Annotated in this window: 14 protein-coding genes, 1 tRNA gene and 1 other RNA gene; 12 read left to right on the plus strand and 4 right to left on the minus strand. The window is 32.2% G+C overall.

What is annotated here, in order from left to right:
• Position 1: 1 nt before the first annotated feature.
• Positions 2–384: RNase P RNA component class A (gene rnpB, locus BS621_RS05300), an RNA gene on the minus strand.
• A gap of 38 nt (positions 385–422) precedes the next feature.
• Here rnpB and BS621_RS05305 point away from each other — a divergent pair.
• The 3 genes from BS621_RS05305 to BS621_RS05315 all read left to right on the plus strand — a co-directional run bounded on the left by BS621_RS05305 (position 423) and on the right by BS621_RS05315 (position 1,394).
• A tRNA-Arg gene (locus tag BS621_RS05305) sits at positions 423–496 on the plus strand.
• 78 nt (positions 497–574) lie between these two features.
• Complete coding sequence (locus BS621_RS05310) at positions 575–907, plus strand: hypothetical protein (RefSeq protein ID WP_011377237.1); 333 nt, start codon at positions 575–577, stop codon at positions 905–907.
• A 31-nt stretch (positions 908–938) separates the two neighbouring features.
• A complete protein-coding gene (locus tag BS621_RS05315; RefSeq protein WP_077142084.1) occupies positions 939–1,394 on the plus strand; it encodes a hypothetical protein in 456 nt (151 codons plus the stop codon).
• Here the strand turns inward: BS621_RS05315 and BS621_RS05320 are convergent.
• Complete coding sequence (locus BS621_RS05320; RefSeq protein WP_083703281.1) at positions 1,387–3,933, minus strand: glycogen/starch/alpha-glucan phosphorylase; 2,547 nt, start codon at positions 3,931–3,933, stop codon at positions 1,387–1,389. The genes BS621_RS05315 and BS621_RS05320 overlap by 8 nt on opposite strands.
• Before the next feature lie 150 nt (positions 3,934–4,083).
• Here BS621_RS05320 and BS621_RS05325 point away from each other — a divergent pair, with 150 nt between their 5' ends.
• From BS621_RS05325 to BS621_RS05340, 4 genes are read left to right on the plus strand one after another with little or no spacing between them, the layout of a single operon-like run.
• A complete protein-coding gene (locus tag BS621_RS05325) occupies positions 4,084–5,451 on the plus strand; it encodes a cation:proton antiporter (RefSeq protein WP_025922676.1) in 1,368 nt (455 codons plus the stop codon).
• A gap of 43 nt (positions 5,452–5,494) precedes the next feature.
• On the plus strand, positions 5,495–6,394 hold the full coding sequence (locus BS621_RS05330; protein ID WP_077142085.1) for an alpha/beta fold hydrolase: 900 nt from the start codon (positions 5,495–5,497) through the stop codon (positions 6,392–6,394).
• A gap of 9 nt (positions 6,395–6,403) precedes the next feature.
• Positions 6,404–7,258 carry an aldose epimerase family protein gene (locus BS621_RS05335; protein WP_077142086.1) on the plus strand — a complete coding sequence of 285 codons (855 nt, stop codon included), beginning with the start codon at positions 6,404–6,406 and terminating at the stop codon, positions 7,256–7,258.
• 13 nt (positions 7,259–7,271) lie between these two features.
• Positions 7,272–8,621, plus strand: a complete 1,350-nt coding sequence (locus BS621_RS05340) for a four-carbon acid sugar kinase family protein (protein ID WP_077142087.1) — start codon at positions 7,272–7,274, stop codon at positions 8,619–8,621.
• A gap of 2 nt (positions 8,622–8,623) precedes the next feature.
• On the opposite strand, the gene BS621_RS05345 is transcribed toward BS621_RS05340, so the two are convergent.
• A complete protein-coding gene (locus BS621_RS05345) occupies positions 8,624–10,048 on the minus strand; it encodes an NADP-dependent isocitrate dehydrogenase (RefSeq protein ID WP_077142088.1) in 1,425 nt (474 codons plus the stop codon).
• A 212-nt stretch (positions 10,049–10,260) separates the two neighbouring features.
• Between BS621_RS05345 and BS621_RS05350 the strand changes: the two genes are divergently transcribed.
• Genes BS621_RS05350 through BS621_RS05370 form a run of 5 tightly spaced genes read left to right on the plus strand, consistent with a single transcriptional unit; the run spans position 10,261 to position 13,444 of the window.
• Entirely contained in the window at positions 10,261–10,692 is a 432-nt protein-coding gene (locus tag BS621_RS05350; RefSeq protein WP_077142089.1) for a hypothetical protein, read from the plus strand.
• A gap of 57 nt (positions 10,693–10,749) precedes the next feature.
• Positions 10,750–11,460 (plus strand): biliverdin-producing heme oxygenase, encoded by a 711-nt coding sequence (locus BS621_RS05355; protein WP_025934079.1) that lies wholly within the window; start codon positions 10,750–10,752, stop codon positions 11,458–11,460.
• A 5-nt stretch (positions 11,461–11,465) separates the two neighbouring features.
• Entirely contained in the window at positions 11,466–12,176 is a 711-nt protein-coding gene (locus tag BS621_RS05360; RefSeq protein WP_077142677.1) for a 15,16-dihydrobiliverdin:ferredoxin oxidoreductase, read from the plus strand.
• Positions 12,177–12,938, plus strand: coding sequence for a phycoerythrobilin:ferredoxin oxidoreductase (locus BS621_RS05365; RefSeq protein WP_077142090.1), 762 nt, complete (start codon positions 12,177–12,179; stop codon positions 12,936–12,938).
• 32 nt (positions 12,939–12,970) lie between these two features.
• Positions 12,971–13,444 (plus strand): low molecular weight protein-tyrosine-phosphatase, encoded by a 474-nt coding sequence (locus BS621_RS05370; protein WP_077142091.1) that lies wholly within the window; start codon positions 12,971–12,973, stop codon positions 13,442–13,444.
• 2 nt (positions 13,445–13,446) lie between these two features.
• On the opposite strand, the gene BS621_RS05375 is transcribed toward BS621_RS05370, so the two are convergent.
• Positions 13,447–14,979 carry a bifunctional pantoate--beta-alanine ligase/(d)CMP kinase gene (locus tag BS621_RS05375; protein WP_077142092.1) on the minus strand — a complete coding sequence of 511 codons (1,533 nt, stop codon included), beginning with the start codon at positions 14,977–14,979 and terminating at the stop codon, positions 13,447–13,449.
• Between the last annotated feature and the right edge of the window lie 6 nt (positions 14,980–14,985).

Consider the following 14,985-nt stretch of genomic DNA (forward strand, 5'->3'; position numbering starts at 1 on the left):
ATTTAGAAAGCAGGTCATAAGCCGGGTTCTGTTCATCTTAATTTATAAGATGGGCAATCATCTATCTAGAACTGGAATTACTTCACAGTCTCAAGCGGCGCTGATAAGTAGATTGTGTAATGGTCATAAATCTACAAAGCCTTGCTCCCAGCCGGGGTTTACCTAGCCAACACTTCTCAATGTTGCTGGTGCGCTCTTACCGCACCCTTGCACCCTTGCCATACATAAAGTATTAGGCGGTATGTTTCTGTGGCACTATCCTCACGGTTGCCCGCACTGGGAATTACCCAGCAAGCCTGACCATATGGGAGCCCGGACTTTCCTCAAGAAAGTTTTATTTTGTTTCCAAAATAAAACTTTCTTGCGATTGCCTCTCCTGCTTTCATTTAGCATAATGCTTAATACTCCAAAAATCATCTATTGGGGCTGTAGCTCAGCAGGATAGAGCAACGGTTTCCTAAACCGTAGGTCGTGGGTTCGACTCCCGCCAGTCCCGTAAAAATAAAAAACTATATGTAGTATGTGTGCAAATTTGCTACTCTCTAGCTAGCGTATAGTTAGTAGTAAATCTTTTATGGCTAAGTTGCATGATATGCGTTTAAAGCTTCTAATTCAACAAGAGCATGAACGCATTTCTAAATCCCAACCTAATGATTTAGATCTTTCAATAGTTCAAGCAAGATGTCTGTGCTGGCTTGCTCTATTGGCGGAAGCTCACGAAGATCAAGCAAATGATGCAGAAAAAAGAGGCGATGCCGAGCAGGCAATGGGATGGTTTGCTGATTCTATGAGACTAAGAGATGTTATTAATTTGGTTACTAGTATAGAAATACCTTTGCCAGACAGTCCAGATTCTCTAGATGAAAATGACGAATTATTGGATGGCCCTACAATTTTGCCCAAATAGTGAGATGATATAGAAAGAATTATTTTTTCTTTTGACTGAAGAACCATGTCAATGCTCTGATTGTCAGAGATTTTATAGAGAGCATGATCGTCTAATTAGAGAATTTCCTACTTTTAAGCAGCAACAAGAATTGAATTGGGCATCTATTCAATCGTTTAGAACTCTTTGTACTAAGGTTACTGATGAGTTGCAGAGAGAATTATCTGAAAGAGAATCAAATGAAGAAACCAGTACAAAAGAAAAACATATTTCTGATACAGAAATTACTGAAGCTTTAGATGAACTGGAAAGTGTCAATGCCTATTTATATTCAATTGAAGCTTTAATGGAAAGAATATTTGATACAAAAATTTCAAACAATATTGAATCAAAATTTAAAGAAATTGCAAATGAATTAGCTCCAGACCCATTAAATATGGATAGATTGATTTTGAATAGACTATTTCATCAAACCCCAGATTCACCAGATAAGAAAAATATTAATTAGTTAATTCTTCCACATCGCAAGTAATTTCAACAGGCATAGGAGATACTTTCCAAATAGATTTACAATATTCTCTAATAGATCTATCTGAAGAAAAATATCCAGATCTAGCAGTATTTAATAATGCCATTTTATTCCAAGATTTTTTATTATTCCAGCATTCACTTACTACATCCTGCTTATTTAAGTAATCTTCAAAGTCAGCCATAACAAAAAATGGGTCATGTCCTGTAAGGCTGTTTAATAAAGGTTTAAATAATTCTTTATCCCCATTGCTAAAGTGTCCTATTTCAATTAGGCGTATAACCTCTTTGAGCTCTGGGCATTTATCAATAAAAGTTTTGGGGGAGTAATTATTATTTTTTAAGTCCATAATTTCGCGTTCAGTTTTACCAAAAAGGAAGAAATTCTCTTTTTTCACAAGATCTCTTAATTCGACATTAGCTCCATCTAAGGTTCCAATAGTTAAAGCTCCATTCATTGCAAATTTCATATTTCCAGTTCCAGATGCCTCTTTTCCAGCAGTTGAAATTTGTTCTGAAAGATCCGTTGCAGGATAAACTATTTCACCAAGTTTAACGTTGTAGTCTGGTAGAAAAACAACTCTTAATAGACCGTCCATATCTGGATCGGAATTGACTACGTCAGCAATACCATTTATGAATCGAATCATCAGCTTTGCCATAAAGTAGCCTGGTGCAGCTTTACCTCCAAATATTATTGTTCTTGGCACTTCATATTTGTTTGTACCATTTTTGATTCTTAGATATTGAGCAATAATTTGAAGAGCATTTAAATGTTGCCTTTTATATTGATGTATTCTTTTTACTTGAACATCAAATAAACTTGATGGATCTACAAGTATTCCAGTTTTTGAATGGATAAAACTAGCTAATTTTCTTTTGCCATTTAGCTTAGTTTCTTCAAAATTTTGTAAAAAATTGTTGTCATCTTTTTTTTCTTCTAATTTCTTTAGAAGTTCCATATTTGTTATCCAATTTGGACCAACTTCTTTTTCAAGAAGGTTAGATAAAGATGGGTTAGATAGGGCAACCCATCTTCTTGGAGTAACCCCATTAGTTACATTTGTAAATTTTTCAGGCCATAATGCTGCGAATTCAGGCAGAAGTTGTCTTTTTATAAGATCTGAGTGAAGAGCTGCGACACCATTTATATGATGGGCTCCAATTGTAGCTAAGTGGGCCATTCGCACTGATTTGGAACCTTCTTCATCAATTATTGAAAGTTTTTGAAGGATTTTGTCCTCTCCAGGGTAACGAAGTCTTAATTGCTGTAGAAATCTCCAATTAATTTCATAAATAATTTCTAGATGACGAGGAAGAAGATCGTTAAATAAACCTAAATCCCACTTCTCTAAAGCTTCTGGTAGTAATGTGTGGTTGGTATAAGCAACTGAGGAGGTTGTTATATTCCAAGCTTTATCCCAGCCAATTTGATATTGGTCAATAAGAAGTCGCATTAATTCTGCAACTGCAATAGCAGGGTGGGTATCATTTAATTGGACTGTCCAATGCTTAGGGAATTCTGTTATTGGTATTGATCTTTTTTCAAGGCTTCTCAACATATCTTGAAGAGAACAACTTACAAAAAAGTGTTGTTGTTTGAGTCTTAATCTTCTACCTTCGTCAGTTCCATCATTTGGATATAGAACTTTTGAAAGTGTTTCAGAGGCCACTTTTTCTTCTACTGCGCCATAATAATCACCAATATTGAATGCATAAAAGTCAAAACTTTCAGTTGCATCAGCTCTCCATAATCTTAATCTGTCACATGTATTTACTCTGTATCCTAAAACTGGAACATCATGAGGTACTCCAATAGCATGTTCAGAGGGAATCCATCTTGATCTGTAGTTCCCTTTATCATCTCTATAACTTTCAGTTCTGCCTCCAAAACCAACGAAACATGATTCGTCTGGTTGTGGAAGTTCCCATGGCCATCCACCTTTTAACCATTTGTCAGTTACTTCAACTTGCCAACCATCTCTAATTAACTGATTGAATATTCCAAATTCATATCTAATACCATAACCAACCGCTGGGACTTGTAGAGACGCTAATGATTCCATATAACAAGCTGCAAGTCTGCCAAGTCCACCATTTCCTAATCCAGGCTCCTCTTCAACTTCAAGAATTGTTGCCAATGATTCAATACCAAATCTTTTTAGGGCATCTTCTGCCTCTTGAGTTATTCCAAGATTTAGAAGATTATTACTTAATTGAGGGCCTATTAAAAATTCTGCTGATAAGTAGGCGACTGTTTTTTGTGGTTTTTTTCTTATAACTTCTTGGCTAGCTAAATATCTTGTCATTAACCTATCTTTAACTGCGTAACTCAAAGCCATATACAAGTCGTGAGGACTTGCAGAGGTTGCTAACTTTCCAAGAGTGTAGAAAAGATGGGCTGTCATTCCTTGAAAAACAGCATCTGAATCCATCCCAGCTTTCTCAGGATCTAAATAGCAGCCTGGTGTGGGCAAGCGCAGATCAAAGGGTTCGTTGGAATTCATTGTATTAGCCATATAACAGACAATAGCCATTTTTAAGAAAATTTCTTTGTTGTAACTTCAGATCCACACTTGTTGAGTATTTTTGCTTTTTTCTTACATATTTCTTAAAGTGGGCCCTCAATAAACTATCTTCCAAGTAGGTAGTTTATTTTTTACACTTAAATGTACTCTTTACTTGCTGAATTAAGTGCACATGATTTAGAAGTTGCTGAAACATTGATCGGAGTTATAAGATTTTTATTGATCTTTTTAGCAGCAAGAGCATTAGCAGAAGTATTAGTAAGACTAAGTTTGCCAACTATTGTAGGTGAGCTTCTTGCAGGGGTTGTAATAGGAGCATCAGGATTTCATTTATTGATACCGCCCTCAGCTGGAACTGAACTAAATGAGGGACTTGTAAATGTAATTAGTTCATTAGCTTCAATCCCCCCAGAAGCAGTACCTGATGTTTATTTCGAAAGCTTTCCCTCGCTCCAAGCGGTAGCAACACTTGGTTTATATGCACTTTTATTTTTAACAGGCTTAGAAAGTGAGTTAGAGGAATTGGTAGCTGTCGGTGCTCAGGCTTTTACTGTTGCTATGGCTGGCGTAATTTTACCGTTTGCGTTTGGAACTCTTGGATTAATGTTTATTTTCCAAGTAGATCTAATTCCAGCAGTTTTTGCTGGAGCATCTATGACAGCCACAAGTATAGGAATTACTGCGAGTGTTTTCGGTGAATTGGGATATTTGAAAACTAGAGAAGGACAGATTGTTATTGGTGCAGCAGTTCTAGATGATATTTTGGGAATTGTTATTCTGGCAGTTGTAGTCGCTCTTGCTGCAGGAGGTACTTTAGAAATTGCTCCTATTGTTAAATTAGTTGCAGCAGCTGTAGTGTTTGTTATTGCTGCTATTGCATTAAGTAGAACAGCTGCTCCAGGTTTTGATTGGTTATTAGATAGATTAAAGGCTCCTGGAGCCGTGGTGGTAGCTTCTTTTGTGATACTTGTATTGTGTTGTTTCGTGGCAACAGCCATTGGATTGGAAGCAGCCTTAGGGGCTTTTGCAGCTGGATTGATTCTTAGTAGTTCTAAAAATAATCATGCAATACAACAATCTGTTTTACCTTTAGTTTCCTTATTCGCAACTATTTTCTTTGTATTAGTTGGAGCTGGAATGGATTTATCTGTTATCAATCCACTCGATCCAACAAGTAGATCAGCTCTTGTAGTTGCAGGATTTTTATTAGTTGTTGCGATTATTGGAAAAATTGCAGCCGGATGGGTATTTTCAAGTGATAAGCCTACAAATAGATTAGTTGTAGGATTGGGTATGATGCCTAGAGGAGAGGTTGGTTTAATTTTTCTTGGGCTAGGAACAAGCGCTAAGTTATTAACTCCTTCTCTTGAAGCGGCTATTTTGTTAATGGTTATAGGAACTACATTTCTTGCACCTGTACTCTTAAGAATTGTTCTAAAAGATAAGCCCCCAAATGATGGTAATAAAATTTCAGATGATGTTGCAGCTGATCCTGTGGGTCTTCTTTAGTAAATAAGTTTATTAGAATTAATAAATATAGAATTTTTAATAAATGGAAAAGTCAGCTCTGATAGATAGTGATGTAAATTATAACTGGAATTTTTTAAATTACCCAATTCATACAGTTTCCGCTAAGCCGGAGCAAACATCAAAAGAATGTGCAATTTTATTAATTCATGGTTTTGGGGCTTCTACGGATCATTGGAGATTTAATATCCCTGTTTTGAGTACAAAATACGAAGTTCATGCTATGGATTTACTCGGTTTTGGAAAAAGTCCTAAGCCTCAAGATATCGAATACTCAGGATCTCTATGGAAAGACCAGGTTGTTGCTTATGTAAAAGAGAAAATAAAAAAACCTACAATTGTTGTTGGCAATTCATTAGGTGGTTATGCCGCATTAGCAGCTGGTGCAGAATTAAATGAGTTAAACGCAGGAGTGATCTTACTTAATGCTGCTGGATATTTTAGTGAAGAAAAAACTATCAAAAAGAATATGTTGCAAACTTCAATTGAAACAGTAGCTGGCATATTTTTGAAAAATATTGTTCTTCAACGTTTGATTTTTGAGAATATGAGAAATCCAAACAATATTAAAAAAACTTTGAATCAAGTTTATGTTGATAAAAAAAATGTTGATGATTTTTTAGTTGAGTCAATAAGGAAGCCTTCTCTAGATTTCGGAGCTTTTAATGTTTTTAGAAGTGTATTTAACCCATCAGGTCCTCAGGGATTGCCGTTGGATAAGCTATTCGCAAAATTAAATGCACCATTATTACTTCTTTGGGGAGGGAAAGATCCATGGATGAATACTCCAAAAAAAAGAAATCTATATAAAAAATTCACACCAAAGAATACAAAAGAAATTATTCTCGATGCAGGACATTGTCCTCATGATGAGATACCTGAATTAGTCAATCAGCATATTTTGGATTGGGTTGATTCTCTTTAAGTAATAATCGTGAAACTTGAATTATCTAATAAGGACCAAGGAATTTTTGTCTTTGAATTAGATAAAAATAATTACATTAAATTTTGTCCTGAAAGAGGAGGCGTTATTACAAATTGGGTTTCGGATGGAAATGAAATACTTTATTTCGATGAAACAAGATTTATGGACAAGACAAAAAGTATTAGGGGAGGAATTCCAATTTTGTTTCCAATTTGTGGAAATCTCAATACCTCTAGTTCAGTATTTGGAAATGGTTATTTGCAATTGCCACAACATGGTTTCGCTAGGGATTTGCAATGGCAATACTCCTTCAATCAAAATGAAAAAATTTTATGCTTATTTTTAAATGCATCTAAAAAAACCAAAAAATATTATCCTTTCGATTTCGAACTAAAAATAGAAGTTACCTTAAAAATTAACTCTTTAGAATTTGAAATTAAAATTCATAACAAAACAGACTTTACTATGCCTATAAATTTTGGTTTGCATCCTTATTTTAATGTTTCAGATTTCAAAAATTTAGAGTTTTTTGATAATCCACTTAATTGTCAGGATCAAGAAAGAAATACTATAAGGAATACTTTGGATGAATTAAACAAAATTAATTTAGGAGTTGATCTACTTATGTATACTTCCGGCAGAAGTTCTTTTCGAGATAAAATTTTTAAAAGAGAAATAAATTTAAATCATCCCTATCCTTTTGATTTAGGCGTTATTTGGAGTGATCCTCCAAGAAAAATGATATGTCTCGAACCTTGGACTAGTCCCCGAAATTCTTTTGTTGATGGATTTAGAAACATTATGATTCCTTCAAATGATAGTAAAAGGTTAAATGCCTCAATACAAATAAAATCTCTTAAGTAATTTTGTAATACTAATGAAATTTGTCGTTATAGATGATGATCCTACAGGCTCTCAAACTGTTCAAGATTGCTTATTACTGCTTAAGTGGGACTGCTCAACTTTAGTCAAAGGTTTTGAATCTAAATCTAATTTATTTTTTATTTTGGCTAATACAAGGTCGCTATCGGAAAATGATGCGAAATTAACAATAGAGGAAATTTGCAAAAATCTTAAGACTGTCATTACTTCTCAAGCCTATGAAGAAGAAATTATTTTTATAAGTAGAGGAGACTCTACTCTTCGAGGACATAACTTTTTAGAGCCAAGTGCCCTGAATAGTTGTTTAGGTCCTTTTGATGCCACTTTTCATATTCCAGCTTTCATAGAGGGTAAAAGATTAACAATTAATGGATCTCATTTTGTTGATAAAACTCCTATTAGTCAAACAATTTTTGCAACAGATAAAATTTTTGGATATGAGACAAGTAATGTTAAGAATCTTTTATTTCAGCAGAGTAAATCGCAAATAAATTTTGAAGATATTCAAAATCTTTTATTGTCAGATATCGAAATGCTAAATGATGAAGAAAATAATATTGTTTTTAAAACATTAAAGAACTTGAAGAATAATAAACATGTAGTTGTAGATGTAGAAAATTATTCTCAACTAAAAAAATTTTCTTTAGTAATTAAAAAATTAATTAAACAAAAAAAATTCCTCTTTCGAACTGCAGCAAGTTTTATAAGTTCAATTTCTGAGAAAAAAAGTGTCTCTCAGAGTAAAAAATTTTTCTATAATTTAAGAATAAGAAATAAAGAAAAGAGCTTTCTTCCAGGACTAATAATTGTTGGATCTTATGTAAAACTTTCAACAATGCAATTGAATAATTTGTTAGAGATAAGAAATTGCAATCCAATTGAATTAGATGTTTTTGAATTTTTTAAAATTTCTTCATTAGATAATAATAAGAAGCAAATGAATTTGTTTAAAAATAAATTTTTGAAAGAAATTAGATTTTCTTTTGAGAAAGGGAAAACACCTGTCTTGTTTACTTCAAGAAAATTTATGTCTTTAGATTCTTCTGAACTATTGAATTTTTATAATTTACTTGCTTGTTTTATTGCTGAATTAGTCGCAGATTTGAAGTATGAAATAGGATATTTGATTTCGAAAGGTGGAATAACAACAAATTTGATTCTTAGTAATGGACTTAATGCAGATTATGTTTATCTTGAGGGACAGATTTTTAAAGGTATTTCAGTAGTGACTTATGACCTAAAAAATGACGAAAAACTTCCTATCGTTACTCATCCTGGAAACATTGGCACTGAAGATTCACTCGTTAATATTTGGAAAGTTTTTGAAAGTAAAAATAATTTTTAAAATTAGAAATTTGAGATAATTTCTTCAGCAAAACTGCTGCAGGATAGTGGCTCTACTTTTGGTTCCATTAAGCGCGCTAGATCATAGGTGACTTTTTTTTGCTCTATTGCCTTACTTAAACCATTAGTAATTAAGTTAGCTGCTTCATTCCAACCAAAATATTCAAGCATCATTACACCACTAAGAATTACTGAGCCTGGATTAATCTTGTTTAAGCCGGCATGTTTTGGAGCAGTACCGTGCGTAGCTTCGAAAATTGCTGCATTATCTCCAATATTTGCACCGGGAGCCATACCTAGGCCTCCAACAATTGCTGCAGCCGCATCAGAAACATAGTCTCCATTAAGGTTTAATGTTGCAAGAATTGAATATTCTTGAGGTCTAGTTTGAATTTGTTGAAATATACTATCAGCTATCCGATCATCAATAAGAACAAGTTTTCTCCATTTCCCATCTCCGTGAGAATTTGATATTGATGCAATAACTTCTTTAATTTCTTCGCAAATGAATGCTTTTTTGTTATTTGTTAGCTTGTCAAAACCTGGTTCAATTTTTCGACCATTATTTTCAATTGTAATTTCTGGGTTTTTCTGAATATTGTCTAAAATCCAGCTTTCTCTTTCTGTAATGCAATCTTCTCTAAATTCATTTACTGCTAATTCATATCCCCAATCTCTAAATGCACCTTCTGTGTATTTCATAATATTCCCTTTATGTACAAGAGTGACATGCCTTTTATCTCCTGATAATCTTTTAGCATGTTCAATAGCTTTTCTAATATGCCTTTGGCTACCAGTTTTACTCACTGGTTTTATTCCAATGCCTGAACCGTTTGGTATGGATCTATTTTTTAAATTTTTACTTTTTGGTATGACTACGTTGTTTAAGTGATTAATTAATTCAAGACAATTATTATCCTCTGCTTCCCATTCAATTCCCATGTAAATATCCTCAGTATTTTCTCTATAGACGATAACGTCTAAATTTTGGGGGTTTTTGTGAGGGCTTGGAGTTCCTGAATAATATTTGCATGGTCTAACACAGCTATATAAATCAAAGATTTGCCTTAATGCAACATTAAGAGATCTAATACCTCCACCGATGGGAGTCGTTAAAGGACCTTTGATGGCTACACCAAAGTGTTTGATTGCTTCAATAGTATCTTGAGGGAGATAGTTATATGTTCCATAAAGCTCACAAGCTTCATCGCCTGCATAGACTTTAAACCAATTAATTTTTCTTTCTTCTCCATAGCTTTTTTTAATCGCTGAATCAAGAACGATTTGAGTAGCAGGCCAAATATCAACTCCAGTACCATCACCCCTAATAAATGGGACAATTGGATTATTAGGAACATTAGGTTTGCCTTGATTAAAAGTTATTATCTCGCCTTCATTAGGTAAAGTTAATTTTTCAAATTTTGGCATAGCATTCTATTAATGAAAGATAACTCATTGAAGTTCCTCGTATTGTAATTTGCGATGAGTTGTTTTCTTTAAAACCTAGAAATTTATTATTCAAATGTGAACAGAGAATACTTTATTGATCAGCATTTCAACATCTTTATTAAAAGAAAAAGAAGTTAATAAGCAAGTTCAAGCAAATTGTGTCATTTTCAAAAAAATGTAATCAGCTACTTATGAATGCGAGTTCAAATGTAAGTAATGTTGAAATAGCTAATAAAATTGCTTCTACTGCAGCTTTGTTTCGGAAATATTTTCCTGATGCAAGTGTAAACTTTAGTCCATGGGACAATTCAAATAATGAATCCATGCAAGATACTATTGATTTTGCTTTCCATTTTCCTGGTTGGAGTCCTCTTATTGAATGCAGAGCAATACTTTTACAATTAAGAATTGAAAGTGATAGTAATTGCAGAGTTCCGAAACTGTTGGGAATTATAATGAGAGGTATGATTGTTCCCTCCGAGAGATGGAGAGTGGCTACTATCGGTGATTGGGAAATGACTGGCACTCATTTACCGCAACAGGAACAAAAAGATAACCTTTTTTTGGTTTGTAAAGAACTTCATAAGCTATTCTCTACAACATCCGCTGGTAACAAAAATTAGCTGTTTTATGTATTTTCCTTGTAGATTAAATACACTTACACAAATAATTCAAAATATATGGCAGTCGCTCTTGCAGGACAATTAAGAGAAGGGACAAAAAAATCCCACACTATGGCAGAAAATACTGGCTTTGTGGCATGTTTTTTAAAAGGAGTTGTTGAAAAAAAATCTTACAGGAAATTAATTAGTGATTTATATTTTGTTTATGAAGCTATGGAAGAAGAAATTGAAAGACTAGTCAATGAGGAACATCCCGTAATAAAACCTATAGGTTTTAAATCATTATTCAGGAAAGAAACTCTTGTAAATGATCTAAAATTTTATTTTGGTGAAAACTGGAAGAATGAAATTAATATTTCTCACTCAGCAAGAGAATATGTTGAAAGAATCCGAGAGGTCGCAAAAAAATCACCAGAGTTATTGGTTGGTCACCACTACACACGCTATATAGGAGATTTATCTGGGGGCCAAATCTTGAAAAGGATCGCTAAAAAAGCATTGAATTTGGAGGGAAATGATGGTTTAAATTTTTATGAGTTTGAATTAATTGCTGATGAAAAGAAATTTAAGGAAGAATATTCCCTTACTTTGAATCAACTTCCAATTAATCAAAAAACGGCTGATCAAATTATTGATGAAGCTAATCAAGCATTTACTTACAATATGAAAATGTTTAAGGAGCTTGAAGGTAACTTGATTGCTGTTTTAGGAAAGATTGTATTCAATTACATTACAAAAAAAGTTAGGAAAGGAAGTACCGAGACCTAATGCTTATGTTTGATTCATTAGTTGATTTCCTTAAAACCAATATTGATGAATTAAATGGACATGAAGTAAAAATATCTAGTGAATTTAAAGAACATCACAATGAAGACTCAAAATATATTATTAAAAATTGGCTTTTTTCATCTCCCGAATATAGAAAGTGGCGAATAACAAGATTAGATGGTGGTAAAAAACTGCAAGTGTTTAATACGGTCGCATATCCTAATTTTGATAGTGAATTGCCTATTTTAGGAGCTGATATTTTATGGTTTGGAACTTCTCAAAAGTTATTAGCAATACTTGATTATCAACCTTTAATTCAAGAAAGCAAATATCTTGAAAAATATTGTTCAAGTTTAGGTAGTATTAAGAAAAAATATTCTGCATTTGATAATAATAAAATGAAGAATATATATGATTCAAAAAAATATTTCTCCCCATGGGTGATTATATGTAGAGGAAATAAATTAAATCTTGATAGGGATTTAAATAATATATTCCATTCATTTGTAAATAATTATTTGAAAATTTATAAATCGAATCCTGTTAATCAATTTTTAAATGCGGAAGAAATAAAGATTAATCATATTAAATATGATAAGTACAGTTTTGAAAAAGACCCTGCAGATAAATTGTTTAAATCTTTTTTTGGAGAAAAATGGACAAAAAAATTTATCAATAAATTTCTATTTACATTAAATAATGAGATTATTCATTGAATGTTAATTCAAGATACTATTTTTTATAGGCCAGATTGGAAATGGCATGATTTCTTAAAATATTTAATAAATAATTTAAGTAAATATAACTGTTTAGAAAAAAAAATACCCTCGGAATATTCTTATAAAGATTCAACTTATGGTTCAAAAAAATCAAAAAAAAATGTGAATCTATCTACTTGGGGTGTAACGCATAAAAAAAGAATTCAATTTGCAAGGGCAGTTTGTATAAATAGTCCAAATTATTCTGTTTTAAATTTTTTAATTATTCCTAATACTATTTATAACGTCCCATTTTTTGGAGTAGATTTTGTTTCTCTACCTAATAGTTATTTAATAGTCTTAGATTTTCAGCCTTCATTAAAAATACAAAATCAATACAAGAATGAGTTATTAGAAAAACTTATAAAACTCAAAAATCATTGTCATTCATCACTCCCATTAGCTGAAAAAATGTCTGCGGATGTAGCTAGATTTTTTTCTCCAGGAGTAATATGGTCAAAATTACCAAAAGATGAAAGAAGTGATTTTTTAATTACTAATCAGCTTTATACCTCATTTAAGGAATATATTGATTTGTATTTGGAAATTCTTTTCGAAAGCAAAGAAGTCAATATTGAACTGCAAAAAGAATTGATAAACGGTCAAAATAATTATTTGAATTATAGAAGAGAAAACGATCCAGCAAGGCCAATGTTGTCGAGTTTGTTTGGTAAAGAATTTACTGAATCTTTAATTGAAGAAGTTTTATTTACTACTTAAAAGCCTTATAATTTACTGAAATTTGAAATCATATGAATAAAATTTCTGTTCTTTTTGTATGTTTGGGAAATATTTGTAGGTCTCCTGCAGCAGAAGCTATCTTTATAAGACTACTTGAAAAAAAGGGATTGACCGATGCCTTTATTGTTGATTCTGCTGGAACTGGGAGTTGGCATATTGGAAAAAAAGCTGACTCTAGGATGAGAATTGCGGCAGAAAGAAGAGATATAAACATCTTAAGCAGGGCTCGTCAAATTAATAGCAAAGATTTTGAGGAATTTAACTATATTCTTGCTATGGACGATTCAAATTTTAAAAATATTCAAGATCTTAAAAATAGAACAGCTTCAAATGGTTTTGCATCAATAAAAAAAATACAAGATTTTAGATCAGTTTTTAATGAGCAAGAAGTTCCTGACCCATATTTTGGAGGTGATGAGGGCTTCGATTATGTCCTTGATATTTTAGAAGACTCTGTAAACGGTTTTATGGAAAGTATTTCTTGAATTTATTTGATCTCAGTCTCTTTAGGAATCTTGTCATTGTAAAGGTCAATAATTTTATCCACAACCTCATTAATCGTATATCCGTCCGTAATAATTTCTATTGCATCATTCGCCTTAATTAGAGGCGAAATTTCCCTATTGGAATCTTCAAAATCTCTTTTCTTTATAAGTTCTTTTAATGTATGGAGGTCTATTTCTTGTGAGTCTTTACTATTTTTATCAGATTTTCTTCTTTTTGCTCTTTCATCGATGCTAGCAGTTAAAAATATTTTAAGTTCTGCATGAGGAAAAACAGTAGTTCCTATATCTCTTCCCTCAGCTACAAGTCCGCCTGATTCTCCAATTTTTCTTTGTTCTTCTACTAAGAATTCTCTTACTTCTTTTATTGAGGAAATCTTAGAAACGATGGAACTTATCTTTTGCGACCTAATTTCTTCAGTAACACAGTAGTTATTAACATAAACATCCTGATGTGAATTTGTATTCGACTTGAAAACTATAGATATACCTTTAAGAATATTCTGTAAATTTTTTTCTTTTTTATAATTAATTTTTTCTTTTATCATAAGCCAACTCAATGCCCTATACATTGCGCCAGTATCTAAATATAAAAGTTTAAGTTTCTTCGCTATTAACTTTGTTACAGTACTTTTACCTGAACCTGCAGGACCATCAATTGCAATAATCGGCCTTCTTTTCATTAGGAAAACGTGATCAATTAATCTTGTCTCTCCACATCTTATCGCACCAGCCAGTAAAGAAATATTATCTTTAGGTCTTGCTTTTTGGAGTGTATGAGGGTGTAAATGTTCTAAATATTCAATTGAAATTTTTTTTGCTAATAGTTTTTTAATTATTTGGTTTAAATCGATCTTTTTATTTTTTTGAAAATTTTTTTTTGCTTCTAATAACTCACTTGAAAAAAAATTAATCAATTTTCTTTCGTTTTTTGATAAATGTACATTACGTGAACTTAAAGGAATTCCATCAAAATCTCTTTGTGTAGGAATGGATTTAATAGCAACATTTAATTTCTTTCTAAGGACAAGATTTTTTAAAATTAAAAGTTGTTGCCAATCTTTTTCTCCTAAGTAAAGATTTTTTGGCTTGATGATATTAAGTAATCTATAAACTACTGTACAAACGCCATCAAAATGTCCCATTCGATTTAATCCACATAATGCAGAAGATAATTCTTTTGGAGCTTTTAGGAATTTAATATTTTTATTATTCGGTGGATATATATCTTCATTACTTGGGATGAAGATAGCATCTGCGCCATTCGAAAAGGAGATTTTTATATCATTATCAATTGTTTTAGGGTAATTCTCTAAATCTAACTTGTTATCAAATTGAAGTGGATTAATAAAAATACTTACTAAATTAACATTTGAATTGTCATTTTTTGCTGTTGATATAAGTTTAATATGACCATCATGAAGATTACCCATTGTTGGAATGAAGTTAATTTCACTATTTAAATTTCTCCTCCAATTTTCTATTTCTTCAGTTTTCCTTATGATTACTTTCTTCACTTTGTT

This window comes from Prochlorococcus sp. RS04 (genome assembly GCF_001989455.1).
Lineage (GTDB): Bacteria > Cyanobacteriota > Cyanobacteriia > PCC-6307 > Cyanobiaceae > Prochlorococcus_A.

Excerpts from the sequence above, each read along its gene's own strand:
- BS621_RS05310 (WP_011377237.1), top strand. The coding sequence starts at position 575 with ATGGCTAAGTTGCATGATATGCGTTTAAAGCTTCTAATTCAACAAGAG.
- BS621_RS05320 (WP_083703281.1), bottom strand. The coding sequence starts at position 3,933 with ATGGCTAATACAATGAATTCCAACGAACCCTTTGATCTGCGCTTGCCC.
- BS621_RS05325 (WP_025922676.1), top strand. The coding sequence starts at position 4,084 with ATGTACTCTTTACTTGCTGAATTAAGTGCACATGATTTAGAAGTTGCT.
- BS621_RS05330 (WP_077142085.1), top strand. The coding sequence starts at position 5,495 with ATGGAAAAGTCAGCTCTGATAGATAGTGATGTAAATTATAACTGGAAT.
- BS621_RS05340 (WP_077142087.1), top strand. The coding sequence starts at position 7,272 with ATGAAATTTGTCGTTATAGATGATGATCCTACAGGCTCTCAAACTGTT.
- BS621_RS05345 (WP_077142088.1), bottom strand. The coding sequence starts at position 10,048 with ATGCCAAAATTTGAAAAATTAACTTTACCTAATGAAGGCGAGATAATA.
- BS621_RS05350 (WP_077142089.1), top strand. The coding sequence starts at position 10,261 with ATGAATGCGAGTTCAAATGTAAGTAATGTTGAAATAGCTAATAAAATT.
- BS621_RS05355 (WP_025934079.1), top strand. The coding sequence starts at position 10,750 with ATGGCAGTCGCTCTTGCAGGACAATTAAGAGAAGGGACAAAAAAATCC.
- BS621_RS05360 (WP_077142677.1), top strand. The coding sequence starts at position 11,466 with ATGTTTGATTCATTAGTTGATTTCCTTAAAACCAATATTGATGAATTA.
- BS621_RS05365 (WP_077142090.1), top strand. The coding sequence starts at position 12,177 with ATGTTAATTCAAGATACTATTTTTTATAGGCCAGATTGGAAATGGCAT.
- BS621_RS05370 (WP_077142091.1), top strand. The coding sequence starts at position 12,971 with ATGAATAAAATTTCTGTTCTTTTTGTATGTTTGGGAAATATTTGTAGG.